Origin of the sequence: Salmonella sp. SAL-020 (genome assembly GCF_017372215.1) — a bacterium.
Classification (GTDB): domain Bacteria; phylum Pseudomonadota; class Gammaproteobacteria; order Enterobacterales; family Enterobacteriaceae; genus Salmonella; species Salmonella enterica.
In genome coordinates, this window is the sequence record NZ_CP071690.1 from 3,716,665 (window position 1) to 3,739,507 (window position 22,843).

The window sequence follows — 22,843 nt, forward strand, 5'->3', positions numbered from 1 at the left end:
AGTCGCTTTAGCGACGCCATCCGGCATTTCTGCGCTTACTCGTCCAGCACCACCACTTTACCAACATACGGTAGATGGCGATAACGCTGAGCGTAGTCGATACCGTAACCGACTACAAATTCGTCCGGAATCGAAAAGCCAACGAACTCAACCGGCACGTCCACTTCGCGGCGAGAAGGTTTATCCAGCAGCGTACAAATCGCCAGCGATTTCGGCTCGCGCAGGCCCAGGATTTCACGGACCTTCGACAGCGTATTACCGGAATCAATAATGTCTTCGACAATCAGCACGTCTTTACCACGAATATCTTCATCCAGATCTTTGAGGATTTTCACGTCGCGTGTGGTGGACATGCCGCTACCATAACTGGAGGCGGTCATAAAATCGACTTCATGAGGAACCTGGACTTCACGGCACAGGTCCGCCATAAACATAAATGAGCCACGCAACAGACCTACCAGCACCATTTCACTGCCGCTGTCTTTATAACGTTCGGTAATCTGACGACCCAGCTCGGCAATACGTGCTTTGATCTCCGCTTCGGGGATCATGACTTCAACAGTATGTTTCATATTTATAACCATATGATTTAAAAACAAATCACTCAATGCCGGTGACTAATAACGCCGCATTGACGCGCAAGGCACGCAGTATAACAGCAAACGTATTCATTCGCGGCATTTGATAAGAAAGCTCATTTTGTGATGACGATCACACATGTTAATTCCTATACTTAATTGCTACTAAAAAATTAACAATTTGGGATGGTGTCTTTTTATGGCAGAAAATAACGCACGATCGCCACGATTACTCGTGACGCTGACGGCCCTCTTTGCAGCACTTTGTGGGCTGTATCTTCTTATCGGAGGTGTCTGGCTGGTTGCTATTGGCGGTTCCTGGTACTACCCCATCGCGGGCCTCGTGATGCTGGTTGTGGCCGGATTGCTATGGCGCAGTAAACGTGCCGCGCTGTGGCTGTATGCCGCCCTGCTGCTGGCGACAATGATTTGGGGCGTGTGGGAAGTCGGGTTCGACTTCTGGGCGCTCACGCCGCGTAGCGATATCCTGGTGTTTTTCGGCATCTGGCTAATATTACCGTTTGTCTGGCATCGGCTGGTGGTTCCTTCCAGTGGCGCAGTGGCGGCGCTGGTCGTGGCGTTGCTGATTAGCGGCGGCATTCTGACCTGGGCCGGCTTCAACGACCCGCAGGAGATCAACGGTACGCTTCGCGCCGACGCCACGCCCGCCGCAACAAGTTCGTCGATCGCCGACGAAGACTGGCCGGCCTATGGACGTAATCAGGAAGGCCAACGCTATTCGCCGCTGAAACAGATCACTGCGGATAACGTTCACCAACTGAAAGAAGCGTGGGTCTTCCGCACCGGCGATCTGAAACAACCCAACGATCCGGGTGAAATCACCAACGAAGTGACCCCGATTAAAGTCGGCGATACGCTTTATCTGTGTACAGCTCACCAGCGTCTGTTCGCGCTGGACGCCGCCAGCGGTAAAGAGAAGTGGCATTTTGATCCTCAGTTGAAGACCGATTCGTCTTTCCAGCATGTGACCTGCCGCGGCGTCTCTTATCATGAGGCCAAAGCGGATACCGCCTCGCCGGAGGTCATCGCCGACTGTCCGCGCCGTATTATCCTCCCGGTCAACGACGGTCGCCTTTTCGCGGTGAATGCCGAAACCGGCAAGCTGTGTGAAACCTTCGCCAACAAAGGCGTCCTGAATCTGCAAACCAATATGCCGGACACCACGCCGGGACTGTATGAACCGACGTCGCCGCCGATTATCACCGATAAAACGATTGTCATTGCCGGTTCGGTCACGGATAACTTCTCTACCCGCGAAACGTCCGGCGTTATCCGTGGTTTTGATGTTAATAGCGGTAAACTACTGTGGGCCTTCGATCCGGGGGCGAAAGATCCGAACGCGATTCCAGCCGATGAGCACGCTTTTACCTTTAACTCGCCGAACTCCTGGGCGCCTGCCGCCTATGATGCGAAACTGGATCTGGTCTATCTGCCGATGGGCGTGACCACGCCGGATATCTGGGGCGGTAACCGCACGCCGGAGCAGGAACGTTATGCCAGCTCCATCCTGGCGCTGAATGCCACCACCGGGAAACTGGCCTGGAGTTATCAGACCGTCCATCACGATCTGTGGGATATGGACCTGCCGGCACAGCCGACGCTGGCGGATATTACCGTTGACGGTACTACCGTTCCGGTTATCTATGCGCCAGCGAAAACCGGTAATATCTTTGTGCTGGACAGACGTAATGGCGAGCTGGTCGTGCCCGCCCCGGAAAAACCGGTCCCGCAGGGCGCGGCAAAAGGCGATTACGTCGCCAAAACTCAGCCGTTCTCTGATTTAACCTTCCGCCCGAAAAAAGATCTCTCCGGCGCGGATATGTGGGGCGCGACCATGTTCGACCAACTGGTGTGCCGCGTCATGTTCCACCAGTTGCGCTATGAAGGTATCTTCACCCCGCCGTCCGAGCAGGGAACATTGGTATTCCCTGGCAACCTGGGGATGTTTGAATGGGGCGGTATTTCCGTCGATCCAGACCGTCAGGTCGCTATCGCTAACCCGATGGCGCTGCCGTTTGTCTCGAAGCTGATCCCACGCGGCCCGGGTAATCCGATGGAGCCGCCGAAAGACGCGAAAGGTACTGGTACAGAAGCGGGTATTCAGCCACAGTACGGCGTACCATTCGGCGTCACGCTGAATCCGTTCCTTTCGCCGTTTGGCCTGCCGTGTAAACAACCGGCCTGGGGCTATATTTCCGCGTTGGATCTGAAGACCAATGAAATCGTGTGGAAGAAACGTATAGGGACGCCGCGCGACAGTATGCCGTTCCCGATGCCGGTTCCGGTGCCGTTCAACATGGGGATGCCAATGCTGGGCGGGCCAATCTCAACCGCCGGTAACGTGCTGTTTATCGCCGCGACCGCCGACAACTACCTGCGCGCTTATAACATGAGCAACGGGGAAAAACTGTGGCAGGGACGTTTACCCGCCGGAGGCCAGGCAACGCCGATGACCTATGAGGTAAACGGTAAGCAGTACGTGGTCGTTTCTGCCGGAGGCCACGGTTCGTTTGGTACGAAGATGGGCGACTATATCGTGGCCTATGCTTTGCCTGACGACGCGAAATAACCATTAATGCCCGGCGTATGCCGGGCATTGTGCCGGGTGGCGGTTTCGCCTTACCCGGCCTGCGTCACAGACATCGGTCAGACCGTAAATCCTAACATCATTCCCGTATCTTCATGTTCTAACAGATGACAGTGCGCCATATAGGCATGTTCCTTCGGTGCGTCGTGATCGAACTTGACCAACACTTCGCTGATACCGCCCTCAACGCGTACCGTATCCTTCCAGCCCGTTCTGTGCGCTGCTGGCGCTTTGCCGTTCTCTGACAGAATACGGAACTGCGTGCCGTGAATATGGAAAGGATGCAGCATCATGTCGCCCACGCCGGAAATCACCCAACGTTCATGTCGGCCTTTTTGCGCCGCGAACATCGGTTTGTTCATATCGAAGACCTGGCCGTTGATAAAGTTAGCGTTATGGAAGTCGAATTTTCCGCCGTGATTCATATTGCCCATCGCGCCATGATTCATCCCGCTGTGATCCATGTTGCCATGATCCATCTCGCCATGCCCCATATTGCCGCCCTGCATATGCGCGTTCATGCTGTCATGATCCATGCCGCTCATCGCCTGAGCGCCATATTTCTTCATCAGCATTTGCATCCCCATCATATCAAGACGCGGGTCCATCGACAGTTTCAGGTTGCGCACCGTCAGCCCTTCCAGCGACGGCAGCGCCAGCATCGTCGTCAACGTATCCGGCAGCGTACCGGAGGCGGTAATCCGCAGCGGCTGGATACGCATCACCGGATGCGGTTTATCAAACGGAGCGATCGCCATTCCCATCTGGCTGACCGGCAGCGTCACCAGGTCAAAGGCTTTCCCGTCGCTGATATCCACCAGCACTTCAAAACGCTCGCCCATTAATAACGGCAGTTCGGTGACTTTCACCGGCTCCGCCAGCAGGCCGCCGTCGCTGGCGATCACATAAAGCGGGCGATTATCGCTGGCGGCGATATTCAGCGAACGCGCATTACAGCCATTTAGCAAGCGCAGACGTAGCCAGCCTTTCGGCGCGGAATGCTGCGGATAGATAGCGCCATTGGTCAGCAGCGTATCGCCAAACCAGCCGACGGCGGCGGTCATAATATCCAGTTGATAATCAATCTGGCCATCGGCGGAGAAGCGTTTGTCCTGAATGATCACCGGCACATCGTCGATGCCCCACTGTTTCGGCAGGCGCAATTTGCGAATCTCGTCATCTTCAATCAGCACCAGTCCGGCAAGGCCCATCGCCACCTGGCGCCCGGTTTTGCCGTGTTTGTGCGGATGAATCCAGCAGGTCGCGGCGCGTTGCTGCGGCGTAAACGTCACCGTGCGGGTTCCGCCTGCGGGAATAATCCCCTGCGGACCGCCGTCGACGATGCCCGGAATCTCCAGACCATGCCAGTGAAGCGTCGTGTCTTCGGCCAGTTGGTTATGGATATCAACGGTCACGCTTTTTCCTTTGTGAAGCTGTACCGCTGGCCCCAGCAAATTACCGTTGTAGCCCCAGGTTGTCGCGTTCTTACCGGCGAATGTCGACTGTCCGGCTTTAACAATTAACTGCATACGGTTGCTCGCATCTGCCGTTAACAGGTCAGGAATAGGCAACGCGGGACGTTCGGCGGCAAAAGCGGCGCGGCTCCACAGCGGCAGCGCTGATGCAACCCCCAGCGCCACTGAATATTTTAAGAAATCACGGCGTAACATAATCATTTCCTTATAATGAACAGGCGGGTGTCTAAGCTTAGACCCTGCCCTAACGGGAAGGTCAAGCCAGCAACACGTCTTTACCATTCCTGACAGCAATACAATAAGAATGAAAACGCCGCGACCAATCCTGATAATAAAAGTCGTCGCTACGTTCTCAGTATGCTAACGTTGACTTTCCCTGATGCCGTGGTAGAAGCAATGAAGACGTTTTTCAGACCCGTGTTGTTTGGCAGCCTGATGGCCTTATGCGCAAATAGCTATGCGCTTACTGAATCCGAAGCTGAAGATATGGCCGATTTAACGGCGGTTTTCGTTTTTCTGAAAAATGACTGTGGTTACCAAAATTTACCCAACAGTCAGATTCGGCGTGCGCTGGTCTTTTTTGCCCAGCAAAATCAGTGGGACCTGAGTAACTACGACACCTTCGATATGAAATCGTTGGGCGAAGACAGCTACCGCGATCTTAGCGGCATCGGTATTCCGGTCGCTAAAAAATGCAAAGCTTTGGCCCGCGATTCTCTGAGCCTGTTAGCCTACGTTAAATAATCCTCCGTGATCCTATTGCTGAAATAATGACCGTGCATCCACGGTCATTGTTAGCTATGATGTTGCGCCCTTTTTTTACGGGTGTTAACAATGGAGGTATCAGCCAATGGCCGAAAATACGATGTGGCATGAAACGCTACACGACCAGTTTGGTCAGTACTTTGCCGTAGACAACGTTCTGTATCATGAAAAAACCGATCACCAGGATTTAATCATCTTTGAAAACGCCGCTTTTGGCCGCGTGATGGCGCTGGACGGCGTGGTACAGACCACCGAACGCGACGAGTTTATTTATCATGAAATGATGACCCACGTCCCGTTGCTGGCGCACGGTCATGCGAAACACGTTCTGATTATCGGCGGCGGCGACGGCGCAATGCTACGTGAAGTTACCCGGCATAAAAACGTCGAAACCATCACCATGGTAGAGATAGACGCTGGCGTAGTCTCGTTTTGCCGCCAGTATTTACCCAACCACAATGCCGGCAGCTACGACGATCCGCGCTTTACGCTAGTGATCGACGACGGCGTGAATTTCGTCAATCAGACCCATCAGACCTTTGATGTGATCATTTCCGACTGTACCGATCCGATAGGCCCCGGCGAAAGCCTGTTTACCTCCGCCTTTTATGAAGGCTGTAAGCGTTGCCTGAATCCGGGCGGCATTTTTGTTGCCCAGAACGGCGTGTGCTTCCTGCAACAGGATGAAGCGCTCGACAGCCACCGAAAGCTGAGTCATTACTTCAGCGATGTCGGCTTCTACCAGGCGGCGATTCCGACCTACTACGGCGGCATCATGACCTTCGCCTGGGCGACGGACAACGACGCTCTTCGTCACCTGTCGAGCGAAATTATTCAGGCGCGTTTTCATGCCGCCGGCCTCAAATGTCGCTATTACAACCCGGCTATTCATGCCGCTGCATTTGCGCTACCGCAATATCTACATGACGCACTGTCCGCACAGTGACGTTAAGGAGGTGATAAAAATTGAAAAAGCTGAAACTGCATGGCTTTAACAATCTGACGAAAAGCCTGAGTTTTTGTATTTACGATATCTGCTACGCCAAAACCGCAGAAGAGCGCGATGGCTATATCGCCTATATCGATGAACTCTATAACGCCAACCGACTGACCGAGATCCTGTCGGAGACCTGCTCCATTATCGGCGCGAACATCCTGAACATCGCCCGACAGGATTATGAACCCCAGGGCGCCAGCGTCACGATTCTGGTGAGCGAAGAGCCAGTCGACCCGAAACTTATCGACCAAACCGAACATCCCGGCCCGCTGCCGGAAACCGTGGTGGCGCACCTCGATAAGAGCCATATCTGTGTGCATACCTATCCGGAAAGCCATCCGGAAGGCGGGCTTTGCACCTTTCGCGCCGACATCGAAGTGTCAACCTGCGGGGTGATTTCACCGCTAAAAGCGCTCAATTACCTGATCCACCAGCTAGAGTCCGATATTGTCACCATCGATTACCGCGTGCGCGGCTTTACGCGCGACGTCAACGGTATGAAACACTTTATCGATCATGAGATTAATTCTATTCAGAATTTTATGTCGGAAGATATGAAATCGCTGTATGACATGGTGGATGTAAACGTGTATCAGGAAAATATTTTCCATACCAAGATGCTGCTTAAAGAGTTCGATCTTAAGCACTACATGTTTCACACCAAACCGGAAGATCTCACTGAAACCGAACGCCAGCAGATCACCGCCGCGCTGTGGAAAGAGATGCGCGAGATTTACTACGGCCGCAATATTTCTGCGGTCTGATTCACCACTGGCAGCGCCTGACGGCGCTGTCACTCCGGCTGCACCAGCGTTAGCGCAAAAGCGCGCCCTTTCAGTTCAACCTGCGCTGACGGCGGCAGATTGACGTCAGTAATCACATCATTAAAGCGCTCAAGCGGCACCACATTAAAGAGCGAATGCGCGCCATACTTACTGCTGTCCGCCAGCAACACTTTGCGCTGCGCATTAGCAATAATCTCCTGTTTAAGCCCGGCCTTATCTTCCGTTGGGGTCGTCACGCCCGTTTTTACCCCCCATGAATTACAGCTCATAAACGCGATGTTCGGGTAAACGCTGCGCAACAGCTTGCGCCCATGCTCACCGATACAGGACTGACTGCTGTCATCGATACGACCGCCGACAATCGTCACTTCAATTTGCCGGAACTCAGCTAAAAACAGCGCAATATGCAGATCGACGGTGATGACCCGCAGCGGAAGATGGGTTAAGCATTTCGCCAGTTCCATCATTGTCGTACCGGCATCCAGCACGACGGCATCGCCAGCATTGACCAGCGATGCGGCAACGCGTGCGATCGCCCGTTTTTCAGCGGGCGATCGCAGTTGTTTTTCATTGGTGGTGGGCTGGGCGGGTTCAAAACGCCGCAGCGCCACGCCGCCATGACTACGGCTGATCACGCCCTGCTCATCCAGCTTGATCAAATCGCGACGGATAGTGGCTGGCGATGCGTCAACCGCCTCAACCAGCTGTTCTACCGTAACCAGCGTATGGTTTTTCAGATACGCCACAATGAGATCCAGACGGTGTTGTCCTTTCATAACAGGGAATTATGCCAGTTGCATTGCCAGTTTGATCGATACGGCCATGCTCTCAGATTTTGCTTTTCCCGTCCAGGCGATATCAAATGCGGTGCCATGATCGGCAGAAGTCCGGATAAACGGCAGCCCTGCGGTGATATTCACGCCATCATAAAAGCCAAGCAATTTCAACGGGATATGCCCCTGGTCATGATACATCGCCACCACCATATCATACTGTCCCTCATAAGCCTGGAGAAATACAGTATCCGGCGGGCACGGCCCATAAACGTCCATACCTTTTGCGCGGGCATCGGTAATGGCTGGCGTCAGGATACGCGTCTCTTCATCGCCAAACAGGCCATTCTCGCCCGCATGAGGATTCACGCCTGCCACGGCGATACGCGGTTTAACGTAACCCACACGCTTGAGGAAAGTATCAGCAATGCCAATCACCGTTTCGACACGCGCGGTACTTAACGTATCAAGGAATTTACGCAGCGCGATATGCGTTGAAACGTGAATCACTTTTAGTTTATCGGTGTAAAGTACCATCGCGTAATCGCGGCTATGGGTCAGGGTCGCGAGCAGCTCGGTATGGCCCGGATAGTTGTGCCCCGCCAGGTGCAGCGCCTCTTTATTCAGCGGCGCGGTAGCGATAGCCTGTACGTCGCCCCGTAACGCTAACTCGGTGGCGCGCTTCACGCAGCGATACGCTAAATCCCCCGCCTGCGCCTGAACTTTCCCGGCCTCCAGCGCCTCCGGCTGCGCCAGCGGCTCATCAATCACATGAATGATGCCGGGCGCAAAACGCGCTTCGGCGACCCGTTCAATGGCCCGTAACTCGACGTTCGGCGTGATGCCCTTCGCCTGTAAACGTTTCAACGTTGCGAGGCATCCAATAACCACCAGCGGCGCGCCGTTGAGACCGTCTTCGCTTAGCGCTTTAACAATAATTTCCGGCCCAATGCCCGCTGGATCGCCCATGGTAATGGCAACGGTTTTAGTCTCCACAATACATCTCCTCAATATAATAAAGCGCGTCACACAACGTACTGTCTGAACCGAATCCGCCCGCTTTGGTAATGACCGGCAGATCGTCAATTTCGCTGTTTACAAACGTTCCACAGGGAATACAGGGCGCCACCTCGCTCTGAATGCGATAACCTTCAGCGCCAAGCGCGCCGGCGACGGCGGTAGCGATATCGCCGCCAGTCAGAAACAGCCCGCCAATCCGCGCCTGCTCGATAATGTTTAACGTGACGACGCCAAGCCGCTGGCTCAGTCGCTCGCCCAATTGCTGACGGCTCATCGCGGATTTTTCGCACAACGCGTCGATTAACTGTCGATCTTCTGCGCGACGGCTGGTGCGTAAAATCGTATGTCGATGCTGACTTAACAGCGCGCAGGCCTGCTCTACGACAGACGCGATTTCCTGTTCCGCGCTATCCGACACCATGCGCGCGGCATCGATATCCACGACCTCCGCACGTCCCCGGCACAGCGCATTATCCACCTGACGTCGCGTGGCTTCGCTCATCGAACCGGCCACCACCAGCACCGGCAGCCGCTGCCGGTCTTGCATAAAAAGTTCAACCGGCAACGCATTCGCCAGACCCGCTGCGCCGACGAGCAGCGGCATCGACGGTTGTTCACACGCCGCTTGCGCAATCAACGTCAGGTCCCGCTCTTCCACCGCATCCACGACGATAATCCCTTCGCCCTCAGCCGCATAAGCCGTAAGTAAGGCGCTTAACCCGCCGCGTCGGACATCCTGCAAAAAGACTTCATACACAGGGATCTCACTTTGCAACGCCACTATCTCGGCAATGCGGGAAGAGACAATGGGCGTTTTCGGATCGCTGGCAAATTCGGTTTCCAGTAGCGGGACGCCATTAACCAGACATTTTCCTTCAAGCGTCGTGCGTCCGGCCGCAGGGATCGCGGCGGCGATAACGGCCAGTTTTCGCTGACTGGCGCGCATGGCCGCCGTCACTTCGGCGCCGATATTGCCGCGAAATGTGGAGTCGATTTTTTTGTACACCAGCGGCGCTGGCGATGTCTCACACCACGGGGAAAGCGCGGCATAAACGGCAGATGCCGCCTGATCTGCGGGCATCGCCCGGCTTTCGGTGTTAATGACTAACACATCGGCGCGGCGGGACGGTTTTTGCGACGCGCTCAACATAACTTCCGTTCTCGCCCCCTTCTTCGCCAACTGGACGCCGGTATCATTCGATCCGGTAAAATCATCGGCGATAACCATCATTTTCATGCGTTTTTCTCCAAAGAAGCCTGACGCGCCTGTTTTTTTGCAACCCAGGAGGTCAACACTGGCGTCAGGATTGCCGTGGTGATCACCGAGGCGGCAATCAGCGGAGCGGCAGCAGCGGCCACCTCGGCGAGCGAAGGGTCGGCCTGCGCAATAGCCAGCGGCGTCGCAACGGCATTACCCGCGGTGCTGGAGGCCGCCGCCCCGGCAATGCCAGTTCCGCCAACCAGACGATCTGCGCGAATATTAAAGAAACCGCCAACGAACGTTGTCAGCACGCCGAGCAGAATTCCGGCAAGTCCGCCTTGCAGTAACATTTCCAGGTTGATGCCCGCCCCCAGCGCAAAAGCAAAGAAAGGAATGAGCAGCGGGCCGCCTTTAGTCAAAAAATCGCGCATATGAGGATCAAGATTGCCGAGGATCATGCCGATAACCAGCGGAACCAGCACCGCCACCAGCGCCATAATGGGAATGTTCGCCATCCCTGCCGCGCCCAGCGCAATCATCGTAAAGAAAGGGCCATCATTAAGAGACAAAATAGAGATAGCGCCGACGTCGCGCTCATTGCCGAATTCGCCTACCAGCGCAGCATAAAGTCCGCCATTTGAATTGCTCATCGCCGCGATAATCGCCACGCCGCTCAGGCCAAAAATACCCTCCGCGCCGAAAAGATGCTCCACGCCCAGGCCAATGCCGATGGTGACAAGCAACTTAGTGAGCGTAATCGTCCCGCCCTGCAATAACGCCTGGGGCGCGGCTTTCACACTGATACCGGCTCCCATACACAGCAGAAAAGCGCCAATCAGCGGTGCCGCGCCGTTTTTAAATAAGGCAGTGGTAAAACCGCCGATCTCAAGCGCCTGCGGGGCGAAGGTGTTAATGACTGCGCCAATAACGAGCGGTACGACCATCATGCCGCCGGGTACGCGCTCTATTGCTTTTTTGATGTTCATGGTCTTACCGCCTGTTGCTTGTTGTGATTGAATAAAATCATAACGATTATATTCAATCAAATTAAGATCACAAACGCGTCAGATCACAGTTTTAAAATGATTAATAAAAATCAAAAAATCATTCTGCTATAAAAAAGCCGGGATACTCCCGGCTGGAATGTTTGGCGACTTCGTTTCCACTACCGCCCCCAACTGTCCGTCGACTGGCGTTGTGGGACAATAACGAAGAGAGGGTCAGGCTTTACTGACGAATTCCCGATACGCGGCGACGACCCGCAGAAAATCCTCCATGCCGCACAGGGATAAACTCTCTTCATCGTAATAACTCATCCCCTCTTCCATCTCATCGCCGGAAAAATCCAGTTGATTGGCGCGAATCATCACTTCTTCGCCGTCCATCCAGATCGTGTATTCATGCCCTGCTCGTTGCCAGGAGCGTTCGCTGCCTTTGACCGTACGCGCGGCTTGTTCTACTTCATCCAGTAGCGAGAGGTTGTCTTTAACCTCTTCATTAAACCAGTGACCGACCACCTCGTGGCCCATCGACATTCGTACTTTTACCCCTCCGGTAACGTCGCGCAGAAATTCGTAATCCATAATTGTTTTCCTCTGCCCTGACAATGCGCCAATACCGCATTGCGCCTTAAGGTAATTATCGCAGCACGGTGAAAGAAAAACAGCGGGGCGCACAAAAGATAAAATAAAAATGCCAAAACAGTTTATTATTCATACAGAAAGTCACTCTAGCGCTTCAATATATCTACACGCACTCCGACAAAGTGCTACGTGCCGCACCGTGGGGTATTAAGTCTCCACGATTCACAAACTCGCCGTTAGCGAAGCGCGATCTGGAAGAGTATTTATTTAATGAATGTGCTTTTCATATGCAGCCGAAATCAATGGCGCAGCCCCACGGCGGAGCAGGTGTTCCGCCGCTATCCTGGCCTTAGCGTCCGTTCCGCTGGCACCAGCCGCAACGCCAAAAAAAGCGTGTCGTGCGGGTTACTTCAGTGGGCTGACGTTATCTGCGTTATGGAGCAGAAACATAAAGACCGGTTGATGGCTGAATATCGTCGTATTATTGAAAATAAGCCCCTGCACGTACTCGATATCCCCGATGACTACCGCTATATGGACCCTGAGCTGGTCAGGCAACTGGAAGAGCTGGTGCCGGAAGTGCTGGGGATATAGGCATTACCGATAGCTGCAAGAAAATTTCCCTCACCCATCACGTTTACATTCACTTAATCTCCGTTAAGCGAAAACTCGACGACAAATTTCACATCAGACAGCGCGCCGTTTAGATGACCTTTTATTATGCGCCGGAAGAGCGCAGTCATTAAAAATGGCTGCCCCTCATCCAGTTATAGCATTACCAGCCCGGTGTCCCTCTGGCGTTTTTTTTCAGAAATCATCAATACCCTGCCACGCCGATGCCTGCTAGTCTTTCAGACGCTTCCTTATCATCCGGGTCGTTGTCATGAAATTGTTGGCTACTTGATAAGCGCTTTTCAACTAAGCTCCAGCAATGGGCGATATCAGCAGAGAAGCCGTAGTGAGTTGTATTTTTTGTCAGACGGTTGAAGGAAAATTCAGGAAGGATACATTATGTCTGTATTTCGACGAATAATTTATCATAGCGGTTGGTTTATTCTGTTTGGCCCGTTAATAGGCGCAGCCATCGCGATAGGTATCATAAACTTTTTACCCGCCATTATTGGCGGACCAGACTCATTTTTGTTGTATTTCTGCAGAACAATACCAGAATTAGTGATTATTACCGGCTGGATATACAGTCTCCTCCCCGCATGGTTAACCGGTGTCGCCTGCGCGCTGATACCCCTGAAATTATATCAAAAAATAATTAACAGGATGATCCTTTGCGCCATTGCAGGCGGTCTGATCACGACGTTGTTTAATTTGGTGCGATATGGTTTTGACATAAGCATACTACCATTAATATATGGTGAAGTATTGATTATGCTTATTCCAGCGATTGTAGCCGGGGCAATAATGGGCGGGGTAATTACGTATTTGCCGGGGCTACGGGAAGTGAAGCGTAATAATAAATAAGAAGCGCCATTCGGGCCCGGAAATCCGGGCCCGTCTCTGTTACACCGCAGTCTGGAAAATCACGCCGTCCGCTTTCTCGGTGTACTGAGAGAGCTGGTCGAAGTTCAGATAACGGTAAGTATCCACCGCCGTCTTATCCACCTGTGCCACGTAGGTCTGGTACTCTTCCGGCGTCGGCAGTTTGCCGATCAGCGCCGCAACCGCCGCCAGCTCCGCAGAAGCCAGGAAGACGTTCGCACCGGTACCTAAACGGTTCGGGAAGTTACGGGTAGAAGTGGAAACCACCGTCGCGCCGTCGGCCACACGCGCCTGGTTACCCATACACAGGGAACAGCCAGGGATCTCAATACGCGCACCGCTCTTACCGAACACGCTGTAGTAACCTTCTTCGGTCAGCTGCGCGGCGTCCATACGGGTTGGCGGCGCCACCCACAGGCGAGTCGGCAGTTGGCCTTTATGGTTGTCCAGCAGCTTGCCGGCTGCACGGAAGTGGCCGATGTTAGTCATGCAGGAGCCGATGAACACTTCGTCGATCTTCTCGCCCTGCACGTCAGACAGCAGACGCGCGTCGTCCGGATCGTTCGGCGCACAGAGGATTGGCTCTTTGATATCCGCCAGATCGATGTCGATCACCGCCGCGTACTCTGCGTCAGCATCGGCTTCCAGCAGTTGCGGATCCGCCAGCCATTTTTCCATGCCCTGGATACGGCGTTCCAGCGTACGACGGTCGCCGTAGCCTTCCGCAATCATCCACTTCAGCAGGACGATGTTGGAGGTCAGGTATTCAACAATCGGCTCTTTGTTCAGCTTGATGGTACAACCGGCAGCGGAACGCTCGGCGGAAGCATCGGTCAGCTCAAACGCCTGCTCCACTTTCAGATCCGGCAGACCTTCGATTTCCAGGATGCGGCCAGAGAAGATGTTTTTCTTGCCTTTCTTCTCAACGGTCAGCAGGCCCTGTTTGATGGCGTACAGCGGGATGGCATGGACCAGATCGCGCAGGGTGATGCCCGGCTGCATTTTGCCTTTGAAGCGTACCAGCACGGATTCCGGCATATCCAGCGGCATCACGCCGGTCGCGGCGGCAAACGCCACCAGACCAGAGCCCGCCGGGAAGGAGATACCGATCGGGAAACGGGTATGGGAGTCGCCGCCGGTACCCACGGTATCTGGCAGCAGCATACGGTTCAGCCAGGAGTGAATCACGCCGTCGCCCGGACGCAGAGAGACACCGCCACGGTTCATAATGAAGTCTGGCAGCGTGTGGTGCGTGGTGACGTCAACCGGCTTCGGATAGGCTGCGGTGTGACAGAACGACTGCATGACCAGATCGGCGGAGAATCCCAGACAGGCCAGGTCTTTCAGCTCGTCGCGGGTCATCGGGCCGGTAGTATCCTGAGAACCGACGGAGGTCATTTTCGGTTCGCAGTACGCGCCCGGACGGATACCTTTCACACCACAGGCGCGACCGACCATTTTCTGCGCCAGAGAGAAGCCACGGCTGCTTTCTGCCACGTCTTTTGCCTGACGGAATACATCAGAGTGCGGCAGACCCAGCGCTTCACGCGCTTTGGTGGTCAGGCCACGTCCGATAATCAGCGGAATACGACCACCGGCACGCACTTCGTCGATCAGCACGTCGGTTTTCAGTTCGAAGGTTGCCAGCAGTTCATCGGTTTCATGATTGCGCACTTCGCCTTTGTACGGGTAGACGTCAATCACATCGCCCATATTCAGGTTAGAAACGTCAACTTCGATTGGCAGTGCGCCCGCATCTTCCATAGTGTTAAAGAAGATAGGCGCAATTTTGCCACCGAGGCACAGGCCGCCGCCGCGCTTGTTCGGCACGTTCGGGATGTCATCGCCCATGAACCACAGCACGGAGTTGGTCGCGGATTTACGGGAAGAACCGGTGCCCACCACGTCGCCCACGTAGGCCAGCGGGTAGCCTTTTTTCTGCAATGCTTCGATTTGTTTGATGGGGCCGACAACGCCTGGCTGATCCGGCTCAATGCCTTCACGGGCGTTTTTCAGCATCGCCTGCGCATGTAACGGGATATCCGGTCTCGACCACGCATCCGGCGCCGGAGAGAGATCGTCGGTATTCGTTTCGCCGGTCACTTTGAAAACGGTGACGGTGATTTTTTCCGCCAGCGGCGGACGGCTCAGGAACCATTCGGCGTCGGCCCAGGATTGCATCACCTGTTTGGCATATTCATTGCCCGCTTTGGCTTTCTCTTCTACGTCGTAGAAGTTATCGAACATCAGCAGGGTGTGGGACAGTGCTTTGGCAGCAATCGGCGCCAGTTTCGCATCGTCCAGCGCATCAATCAGCGGATGAATGTTGTAACCACCCTGCATGGTGCCCAGCAGTTCAATGGCTTTTTCTGGGGAGACCAGCGGGGAGGTGGTGTCGCCTTTCGCGACAGCAGCGAGAAAACCGGCTTTAACATAAGCGGCTTCATCTACGCCAGGAGGAACGCGGTTGATCAACAGGTCTAACAGGAATTCTTCTTCGCCCACAGGCGGGGTCTTCAGCAGCTCGACAAGCGCAGCCATTTGGGTTGCGTCTAAAGGTTTTGGCACAATCCCCTGGGCAGCACGCTCAGCTACGTGCTTACGGTATTCTTCTAGCACGACGATATCTCCTCGCTCTCATTGTCATAATGCGGCGCTTTTGTTGATGGGCGATTCTCTTCACGCTCCTGTGAGACAGTAGTTAGTAGGGTAAATGCCCGGTACCGCATAAGGCACAATAACAGGATTTTCTTTAAGTGTTAATCTGTTTACAAAAAAGCAACATAAAAAAGTGGCTGAATCGTTAAGGATGGTCTAATGCTCTACTGAGACGGGAGCTGCAGCCATAAATGCTTACCTCATTTCGTGCTTTGATCGTCACGTAACGTTACCGATCCCAACATTAGCTAAAAATTAAACTATCGTCCCTTTATACTCACGCCAAACTGCACCCCGTCGGCGGCAGGCATAATGACCATAGCGATTCTCGGGAATCGGGAGAGATAAAATGACGTTGCCCTTTAAACCCCATCTCATTGCCCTTGTGTGCAGTGCCGGGTTATTTGCCGCTTCGGGCGTACTGTATGTTAAAAGCCGCGCTCCCGAAGCGCCCGCGCAGGCGGCGACTCCCGCCCCTGAGCAAACGCAGACCGCTGTGCCCGCGCCTGTCGCGAAAACGACCTTTACCACTGCGCAAATTGATCAATGGGTCGCGCCTGTCGCGCTTTATCCCGATGCCCTGCTTTCTCAGGTGCTCATGGCCTCCACCTACCCGGCGAACGTGGTTCAGGCCGTCCAGTGGTCGCGAGATAACCCCACGCTGCAGGGCGATGCCGCTATTCAGGCGGTGGCCAGCCAACCGTGGGACCCCAGCGTCAAATCGCTGGTCGCCTTTCCCCAGTTGATGGCGCTTATGGGCGAGAATCCGCAATGGGTGCAAAACCTGGGCGATGCGTTCTTAGCCCAGCCACAGGATGTGATGGATGCGGTGCAAAGGCTGCGTCTGCTCGCTCAACAAACCGGTTCGCTAAAATCCACGCCACAGCAAACCGTCACCAGCGTGCCGAAGTCCAGCGCTTCTACCGCCGTCACGACGACAACCACCACATCCGCCAGTACGCCAGCGACACCGTCGACCGTTATAAAAATTGAACCCGCGAATCCGCAGGTGGTGTACGTGCCGAACTATAACCCCGCGACGGTGTATGGCGCCTGGCCCAATACCGCTTATCCGCCGGTGTATTTACCGCCCCCTCCGGGGCAGCAGTTTGCCGACAGTTTTGTTAAAGGTTTTGGTTATAGTCTGGGCGTCGCCACCACCTATGCGTTGTTCAGCAGCATAGACTGGGATGATGACGATCATCACCACCATGACGACGACCACCATGATGATGATTACCATCATGGTGGTAACGGTTATCAACATAATGGCGATAATATCAACATCAATGTCAATAATTTCAACCGGATATCCGGGCAAAACCTGCCGGGCCAAACGATGGGCTGGCAGCATAATCCCGCCTGGCGCAATGGCGTCCCCTATCCGAATAATACCGTTGCGCAACGGTTCCATCCCACCAATGTTAGCGGCGGGTTAAGCGCAACGCAGCAAGCGCCAGTGTCTCGCGACAGTCAGCGCCAGGCGGCCATGACGCAATTTCAACAGCGCAGCCATACGGCCAACGCTTCTTTGCCAGCGCCAGGCACCCGCGATGCCCAGCGTAAGGCGGCATCGCAGCAGTTAAATCAAATTGCCCAGCGTAATAATTACCGTGGCTATGACGGAACACAAAACAGCAGTCGTCGCGAGGCGGCGCAGCAGACACTGAATAAATCCACCACGCAGCAGCATCGTTCCGAGCTGAAGGCTAAAGCCCAGCAGCACCCTGTTTCACAACAGCAGAGAGACACCGCCCGCCAGCGTATTGAATCCTCTACGCCGCAACAGCGTCAGGCATTTCGCCAGAATATGCACGCCAATGTGTTTAGCGGGAACGACAGTCGATCGCCGTCATGGCAATCGCAACAGCTACGCGGCCTGGAAAGCCGTCGCGGCAGTCACTTAAACACCGAGCAACGCGCCGCCGCGCGGGAACATTTTTCTGAACATCATGAATTTCATCGCCGTTAACCGGAGCAGATAATGAAAAAGGTTATGTTAAGCGCTCTGTTACTGTCGTTACCCTTGCTGGGCTACGCGCAGGAACGGTTCCCCTCCCCGGAAGCGGCCGCCAGCGCCTTCGCCGCGGCGGTAGCCGGAAAAAACGAAACGCAGCTTACCGCGCTACTGGGCGATGACTGGCGGCAATTTCTGCCGCCGGAAGGTGCCGATCCCGAGGCCGTGGCCCGCTTCAATCGTGACTGGCGCGAAGGCCATCGCATTGTACAGAAAGACAATACGGCGCACCTGAATGTCGGACGAGAAGACTGGCAGCTCCCGGTGCCCATGATGAAAGAGACTGGCGGCTGGCGCTTTGATATGGCGGCAGCCGGGAATGAGATCCTCACCCGTACTATTGGGCGAAATGAACTTTCTACCTTACAGGCCATGCATGCTTACGTTGATGCGCAGCAGGACTATTACTTACAAAACCATCGCTGGGCGCACAGGATAATCAGTAGCGAAGGCCAAAAAGATGGCCTGTACTGGCCAACCAAAGCAGGCGACGTCCCCAGTCCGTTAGGCCCAAACTTTAGTCCCGCAGCGCCAGACGAGGGTTACCACGGCTACCATTTCCGTATTATCAGCGATAACGACGGTCACGGCGCGGCGCTTCTGGCCTGGCCGATGCATTACGGCGAAACCGGGGTGATGAGTTTTATGGTCAACCAGGACGATCGTATTTATCAGGCGGATTTAGGCAAGGAGACGGAGAGTAAAGTTCAGGCTATCACGCGTTTTGCGCCAGACGCGCAGTGGCAGGTCGCCGAATAACCCGTAAGCGCCTGGCGTTATCGCCAGGCCGTGATCATTAGCCCTGATGCGGCATCAATTCCGGGTGGCCTTGTACCGGCGGCTTGTTGCTGGTCAGCGCGGCTTCATCAGCCTGAATGCTGCCGGAATTGGCCGCCCATACGCCTTCATGCGTGTGGGTGATCTGCTGATGCTGCGCATTCAAATCCTCGCCCATTGCCGCAATATGCGTGCTTTCCGTACCGCCGCTGTTAGTCGCCCAGGGGATGACGGGATCGCTGGCAAATGTCATGCCGGAAATCAAGGTCGCAGTTAGCGCTGCTGTTGTCAGAAAAAGTTTCATATATCAAACCTCATAATTAGCTCACTATTATTTTATAGAGTTACCAATTTCAGGATGATGACAAAGTAAGGAGAGGTATTTCTTATGAAACAATTAGTTGGTCGAAAATGACAGACAAAGGCACTACCGACGGCATAAGCTTTGAAAAACGTACTGCTGCGGAAACGATAAATTTTGCGGTTTCGTTATCCTTCGCCATCATTTGACACATCTGATTTGCCATGCATAAAAAAAGCGGCTGTAAAGCCGCTTTTTTGTATCGGGTGGCGCATTGCCACCTACAGAAGATTATTTCTTCTTCGCTTTCGGGTTCGGCAGGTCGGTAATACTACCTTCGAACACTTCAGCAGCCAGACCGACGGACTCGTGCAGAGTCGGGTGCGCATGAATGGTCAGCGCGATGTCTTCCGCGTCACAGCCCATTTCGATCGCCAGACCGATTTCACCCAGCAGCTCGCCGCCGTTGGTGCCGACAATCGCCCCGCCGATCACGCGGTGAGATTCTTTGTCGAAAATCAGTTTGGTCATACCGTCTGCACAGTCAGAAGCGATAGCACGGCCAGAAGCTGCCCACGGGAAGGTGGCGGTTTCATAGCTGATGCCTTTTTCTTTCGCTTCTTTCTCGGTCAGGCCAACCCATGCCACTTCTGGCTCGGTGTACGCGATAGACGGGATAACTTTCGGATCGAAGTAGTGTTTCTTCCCGGCGATAACTTCAGCGGCAACGTGGCCTTCGTGAACGCCTTTATGCGCCAGCATCGGCTGGCCGACGATATCGCCGATAGCGAAGATGTGCGGCACGTTGGTGCGCAGCTGTTTGTCGACGCGGATAAAGCCACGGTCGTCAACTTCCACGCCAGCTTTGCCCGCGTCGAGGTTTTTACCGTTCGGCACACGACCAATCGCCACCAGAACCGCATCATAACGCTGCGCTTCAGCCGGGGCTTTTTTGCCTTCCATCGAAACGTAGATACCGTCTTCTTTCGCTTCAACGGCAGTCACTTTGGTTTCCAGCATCAGGTTGAATTTCTTGCTGATGCGCTTGGTGAAGACTTTAACGATGTCTTTATCAGCCGCCGGGATAACCTGGTCGAACATTTCAACCACGTCAATCTCTGAACCCAGCGCGTGGTATACGGTCCCCATTTCCAGACCGATGATACCGCCGCCCATGACCAGCATACGCTTCGGTACTTCTTTCAGTTCCAGAGCGTCGGTAGAATCCCATACGCGCGGGTCTTCATGCGGAATAAACGGTAATTGGATCGGACGAGAACCTGCCGCGATGATCGCGTTGTCGAAGTTGATCACGGTTTTGCCGTTTTCGCCTTCCACTTCCAGGGTGTTCGCCCCGGTGAATTTACCCAGACCGTTGACCACTTTCACTTTACGGCCTTTGGCCATACCCGCCAGACCGCCGGTCAGCTGCGTGATCACTTTCTCTTTCCAGGTACGAATCTTGTCGATATCGGTTTTCGGCTCACCGAAGACGATACCGTGTTCAGCCAGCGCTTTGGCTTCTTCGATAACTTTTGCTACGTGCAGCAGCGCTTTAGAAGGGATACAGCCGACGTTCAGACAAACACCGCCAAGGGTGTTGTAGCGTTCTACAATTACGGTTTCCAGACCTAAATCAGCGCAACGGAAAGCGGCAGAATAGCCTGCCGGGCCCGCCCCAAGTACCACGACCTGAGTTTTGATTTCAGTACTCATCATGACCTCTTTATTTGTATCCGGCGGTCCGGGGTACTTGATCGCCCATCATCCACCGGGTCGTTCTATCCGCCCGTATCTTACAAAATTGTTAACAATTTTGAAACAACAAACGGATCACGAATTATCGCTTTCGCTAATAACCTCACAAAATACATGAGATTATCAAAAAAAAGCCGGCCGTCGGGCCGGCTTTTTCGCTTACATCACCAGACGGCGAATGTCAGACAACATATTGTTGATAATGGTAATGAAACGCGCACCATCAGCACCATCGATCACACGGTGGTCGAAAGAAAGAGAGATAGGCATCATCAGACGCGGCACAAACTCTTTCCCATTCCACACCGGTTCCATCGCCGACTTAGAAACGCCGAGGATAGCCACTTCCGGCGCGTTGACAATCGGCGCAAAGTGGGTAGTTCCCAGGCCGCCGATGCTGGAGATAGTGAAGCAACCACCCTGCATTTCGCCAGCGGTCAGCTTACCATCACGCGCTTTTTTGGAGATGGTGGTCAGTTCACGAGACAGCTCGGTCACGCTCTTCTTATTCACGTCTTTAAAGACCGGAACCACCAGGCCATTCGGGGTATCAACCGCCACGCCGATGTTGATGTATTTTTTCAGGGTCAGACGCTGACCGTCTTCGGACAGAGAGCTGTTGAAGCGCGGCATCTGTTCCAGAGCAGCGGCAACCGCTTTCATGATGAAGACCACTGGCGTGTATTTCACATCCAGTTTGCGCTTCTCAGCTTCGGCGTTCTGCTGTTTACGGAACGCTTCCAGATCGGTGATATCGGTTTTGTCGAAGTGCGTAACGTGCGGGATCATCACCCAGTTACGGCTCAGGTTCGCGCCAGAGATTTTCTGGATACGGCCCAGTTCCACTTCTTCAACTTCACCAAACTTGCTGAAGTCCACTTTCGGCCACGGCAGCATACCCGGGATACCACCGCCCGCAGCAGCCGGTGCAGCTTCCGCGCGTTTGATTGCGTCTTTCACGTAAGCCTGAACGTCTTCGCGCAGAATACGGCCTTTACGACCGGTGCCTTTCACTTTCGCCAGGTTTACGCCAAACTCGCGCGCCAGGCGGCGAATCAGCGGGGTAGCGTGAACGTAAGCGTCGTTTTCAGCGAACTCAGATTTGCCTTCCGCTTTGGCAGCCGGGGCAGCAGGCTTCTCAGCTTTCGCCGCCGGAGCCGGTGCCGCCGCTTCCTGTTTAGCCGGAGCGGCCGCAGGCGCTGCGCCTTCTACTTCGAAGACCATAATCAGAGAACCGGTTTTCACTTTATCGCCGGTGCTGATTTTGATTTCTTTCACGGTGCCCGCGAACGGCGCAGGAACTTCCATAGAGGCCTTGTCGCCTTCGACGGTGATCAGCGACTGTTCAGCGGCAACTTTATCGCCGACTTTGACCATCACTTCGGTGACTTCAACTTCGTCGCCGCCGATATCCGGTACGTTAACGTCTTTCACGCCCGTCGCTGCTGCTGGAGCAGCCGGAGCGGCTTCCGCTTTCGCTGGTGCTGCGGCAGGCGCTGCGCCCGCCACTTCGAAGACCATAATCAGTGAGCCGGTAGACACTTTATCACCGGTGTTCACTTTGATCTCTTTCACGGTGCCCGCGAACGGCGCCGGCACTTCCATAGAGGCCTTGTCGCCTTCGACGGTGATCAGCGACTGTTCAGCTTCAACGGTGTCGCCCACTTTCACCATCACTTCAGTCACTTCAACTTCGTCACTGCCGATATCCGGAACGTGAACGTCTTTCGCCGCTGCCGCAGCAGGTGCTGCTGCCGGAGTCGCTTCTTTCTTCTCTTCTGCCTGAGCAGGCGCAGCGTCAGCTGCACCGTCGGCGGAATCGAAAATCATGATAAGTGCACCGGTCTCGGTTTTGTCGCCGACAGAGACTTTGATCTCTTTCACGACGCCAGCCTGCGGAGACGGGACTTCCATAGAGGCTTTGTCGCCTTCTACGGTGATCAGCGACTGTTCAGCTTCCACTTTGTCGCCCACTTTGACCAGAATCTCGGTGATTTCAACTTCATCTGTCCCGATGTCCGGTACTTTGATTTCGATAGCCATTATTCTTTTA

At 54.3% G+C, this 22,843-nt stretch carries 19 protein-coding genes; 8 read left to right on the plus strand and 11 right to left on the minus strand.

Translation table 11 applies throughout. The features are described 5' to 3' along the window. Nucleotides 1-35: 35 nt before the first annotated feature. A complete protein-coding gene (gene hpt / locus J1G48_RS18150; RefSeq protein WP_000683343.1) occupies nt 36-572 on the minus strand; it encodes a hypoxanthine phosphoribosyltransferase in 537 nt (178 codons plus the stop codon). 205 nt (nt 573-777) lie between these two features. Here hpt and J1G48_RS18155 point away from each other — a divergent pair, with 205 nt between their 5' ends. Further along, nucleotides 778-3,168, plus strand: coding sequence for a pyrroloquinoline quinone-dependent dehydrogenase (locus J1G48_RS18155; protein ID WP_000829727.1), 2,391 nt, complete (start codon nt 778-780; stop codon nt 3,166-3,168). A 77-nt stretch (nt 3,169-3,245) separates the two neighbouring features. Here J1G48_RS18155 and cueO read toward each other — a convergent pair whose 3' ends face one another. Beyond that, on the minus strand, nt 3,246-4,856 hold the full coding sequence (cueO, locus tag J1G48_RS18160; protein ID WP_000946053.1) for a multicopper oxidase CueO: 1,611 nt from the start codon (nt 4,854-4,856) through the stop codon (nt 3,246-3,248). A gap of 201 nt (nt 4,857-5,057) precedes the next feature. Here cueO and J1G48_RS18165 point away from each other — a divergent pair, with 201 nt between their 5' ends. From J1G48_RS18165 to speD, 3 genes are all read left to right on the plus strand, one after another. Continuing rightward, nucleotides 5,058-5,405 carry a YacC family pilotin-like protein gene (locus tag J1G48_RS18165; RefSeq protein WP_000846613.1) on the plus strand — a complete coding sequence of 116 codons (348 nt, stop codon included), beginning with the start codon at nt 5,058-5,060 and terminating at the stop codon, nt 5,403-5,405. Nucleotides 5,406-5,511: 106 nt separating this feature from the next. Then, nucleotides 5,512-6,372: a polyamine aminopropyltransferase gene (gene speE, locus J1G48_RS18170; RefSeq protein ID WP_000829968.1), complete on the plus strand. Its 861-nt coding sequence runs from the start codon at nt 5,512-5,514 to the stop codon at nt 6,370-6,372. A 20-nt stretch (nt 6,373-6,392) separates the two neighbouring features. After that, nucleotides 6,393-7,187: an adenosylmethionine decarboxylase gene (speD, locus tag J1G48_RS18175; protein ID WP_000734294.1), complete on the plus strand. Its 795-nt coding sequence runs from the start codon at nt 6,393-6,395 to the stop codon at nt 7,185-7,187. A gap of 29 nt (nt 7,188-7,216) precedes the next feature. On the opposite strand, the gene J1G48_RS18180 is transcribed toward speD, so the two are convergent. The 5 genes from J1G48_RS18180 to yacL all read right to left on the minus strand — a co-directional run bounded on the left by J1G48_RS18180 (nt 7,217) and on the right by yacL (nt 11,785). Beyond that, nucleotides 7,217-7,984, minus strand: a complete 768-nt coding sequence (locus J1G48_RS18180; RefSeq protein ID WP_000678254.1) for a DeoR/GlpR family DNA-binding transcription regulator — start codon at nt 7,982-7,984, stop codon at nt 7,217-7,219. Between the two features lie 9 nt (nt 7,985-7,993). After that, a complete protein-coding gene (locus tag J1G48_RS18185) occupies nt 7,994-8,977 on the minus strand; it encodes a D-threonate 4-phosphate dehydrogenase (RefSeq protein WP_000448745.1) in 984 nt (327 codons plus the stop codon). Beyond that, the gene (locus J1G48_RS18190) at nt 8,967-10,238 is read right to left on the minus strand and encodes a D-threonate kinase (protein WP_000783302.1); all 1,272 of its coding nucleotides are present in this window, start codon (nt 10,236-10,238) and stop codon (nt 8,967-8,969) included. The genes J1G48_RS18185 and J1G48_RS18190 overlap by 11 nt, the downstream gene beginning before the upstream one ends. Next, nucleotides 10,235-11,188 (minus strand): 2-keto-3-deoxygluconate permease 1, encoded by a 954-nt coding sequence (locus J1G48_RS18195; RefSeq protein ID WP_001022092.1) that lies wholly within the window; start codon nt 11,186-11,188, stop codon nt 10,235-10,237. Before J1G48_RS18195 ends, J1G48_RS18190 begins: the two co-directional genes overlap by 4 nt. 234 nt (nt 11,189-11,422) lie before the next feature. Continuing rightward, nucleotides 11,423-11,785: a protein YacL gene (gene yacL, locus J1G48_RS18200; RefSeq protein WP_000384308.1), complete on the minus strand. Its 363-nt coding sequence runs from the start codon at nt 11,783-11,785 to the stop codon at nt 11,423-11,425. Nucleotides 11,786-12,055: 270 nt separating this feature from the next. Here yacL and J1G48_RS18205 point away from each other — a divergent pair, with 270 nt between their 5' ends. Next, nucleotides 12,056-12,379, plus strand: a complete 324-nt coding sequence (locus J1G48_RS18205; RefSeq protein WP_001101536.1) for a hypothetical protein — start codon at nt 12,056-12,058, stop codon at nt 12,377-12,379. A gap of 417 nt (nt 12,380-12,796) precedes the next feature. Continuing rightward, nucleotides 12,797-13,261 (plus strand): membrane protein, encoded by a 465-nt coding sequence (locus J1G48_RS18210; RefSeq protein WP_000110438.1) that lies wholly within the window; start codon nt 12,797-12,799, stop codon nt 13,259-13,261. Between the two features lie 39 nt (nt 13,262-13,300). Here the strand turns inward: J1G48_RS18210 and acnB are convergent, their stop codons facing one another. Continuing rightward, nucleotides 13,301-15,898 (minus strand): bifunctional aconitate hydratase 2/2-methylisocitrate dehydratase, encoded by a 2,598-nt coding sequence (gene acnB, locus J1G48_RS18215; RefSeq protein WP_000888953.1) that lies wholly within the window; start codon nt 15,896-15,898, stop codon nt 13,301-13,303. 388 nt (nt 15,899-16,286) lie between these two features. Here acnB and J1G48_RS18220 point away from each other — a divergent pair, with 388 nt between their 5' ends. Next, entirely contained in the window at nt 16,287-17,909 is a 1,623-nt protein-coding gene (locus J1G48_RS18220; protein ID WP_000174534.1) for a DUF3300 domain-containing protein, read from the plus strand. A gap of 12 nt (nt 17,910-17,921) precedes the next feature. After that, nucleotides 17,922-18,713: a DUF2950 family protein gene (locus J1G48_RS18225; RefSeq protein WP_000757445.1), complete on the plus strand. Its 792-nt coding sequence runs from the start codon at nt 17,922-17,924 to the stop codon at nt 18,711-18,713. A gap of 37 nt (nt 18,714-18,750) precedes the next feature. On the opposite strand, the gene J1G48_RS18230 is transcribed toward J1G48_RS18225, so the two are convergent. The 3 genes from J1G48_RS18230 to aceF all read right to left on the minus strand — a co-directional run bounded on the left by J1G48_RS18230 (nt 18,751) and on the right by aceF (nt 22,833). Beyond that, on the minus strand, nt 18,751-19,035 hold the full coding sequence (locus tag J1G48_RS18230) for a hypothetical protein (protein WP_000765366.1): 285 nt from the start codon (nt 19,033-19,035) through the stop codon (nt 18,751-18,753). Between the two features lie 288 nt (nt 19,036-19,323). Next, nucleotides 19,324-20,748, minus strand: a complete 1,425-nt coding sequence (gene lpdA / locus J1G48_RS18235) for a dihydrolipoyl dehydrogenase (protein ID WP_001519338.1) — start codon at nt 20,746-20,748, stop codon at nt 19,324-19,326. 201 nt (nt 20,749-20,949) lie between these two features. Further along, nucleotides 20,950-22,833 carry a pyruvate dehydrogenase complex dihydrolipoyllysine-residue acetyltransferase gene (gene aceF / locus J1G48_RS18240; protein WP_000963608.1) on the minus strand — a complete coding sequence of 628 codons (1,884 nt, stop codon included), beginning with the start codon at nt 22,831-22,833 and terminating at the stop codon, nt 20,950-20,952. Nucleotides 22,834-22,843: the final 10 nt, after the last annotated feature.

Bases quoted from the DNA above. Each gene is read 5' to 3' on its own strand.
- J1G48_RS18190 (WP_000783302.1), bottom strand. From the start codon at position 10,238: ATGAAAATGATGGTTATCGCCGATGATTTTACCGGATCGAATGATACC.
- J1G48_RS18210 (WP_000110438.1), top strand. From the start codon at position 12,797: ATGTCTGTATTTCGACGAATAATTTATCATAGCGGTTGGTTTATTCTG.
- J1G48_RS18165 (WP_000846613.1), top strand. From the start codon at position 5,058: ATGAAGACGTTTTTCAGACCCGTGTTGTTTGGCAGCCTGATGGCCTTA.
- yacL (WP_000384308.1), bottom strand. From the start codon at position 11,785: ATGGATTACGAATTTCTGCGCGACGTTACCGGAGGGGTAAAAGTACGA.
- aceF (WP_000963608.1), bottom strand. From the start codon at position 22,833: ATGGCTATCGAAATCAAAGTACCGGACATCGGGACAGATGAAGTTGAA.
- speE (WP_000829968.1), top strand. From the start codon at position 5,512: ATGGCCGAAAATACGATGTGGCATGAAACGCTACACGACCAGTTTGGT.
- J1G48_RS18180 (WP_000678254.1), bottom strand. From the start codon at position 7,984: ATGAAAGGACAACACCGTCTGGATCTCATTGTGGCGTATCTGAAAAAC.
- J1G48_RS18230 (WP_000765366.1), bottom strand. From the start codon at position 19,035: ATGAAACTTTTTCTGACAACAGCAGCGCTAACTGCGACCTTGATTTCC.
- J1G48_RS18220 (WP_000174534.1), top strand. From the start codon at position 16,287: ATGACGTTGCCCTTTAAACCCCATCTCATTGCCCTTGTGTGCAGTGCC.
- cueO (WP_000946053.1), bottom strand. From the start codon at position 4,856: ATGTTACGCCGTGATTTCTTAAAATATTCAGTGGCGCTGGGGGTTGCA.
- J1G48_RS18225 (WP_000757445.1), top strand. From the start codon at position 17,922: ATGAAAAAGGTTATGTTAAGCGCTCTGTTACTGTCGTTACCCTTGCTG.
- J1G48_RS18155 (WP_000829727.1), top strand. From the start codon at position 778: ATGGCAGAAAATAACGCACGATCGCCACGATTACTCGTGACGCTGACG.
- J1G48_RS18205 (WP_001101536.1), top strand. From the start codon at position 12,056: ATGAATGTGCTTTTCATATGCAGCCGAAATCAATGGCGCAGCCCCACG.
- J1G48_RS18195 (WP_001022092.1), bottom strand. From the start codon at position 11,188: ATGAACATCAAAAAAGCAATAGAGCGCGTACCCGGCGGCATGATGGTC.
- lpdA (WP_001519338.1), bottom strand. From the start codon at position 20,748: ATGAGTACTGAAATCAAAACTCAGGTCGTGGTACTTGGGGCGGGCCCG.
- hpt (WP_000683343.1), bottom strand. From the start codon at position 572: ATGAAACATACTGTTGAAGTCATGATCCCCGAAGCGGAGATCAAAGCA.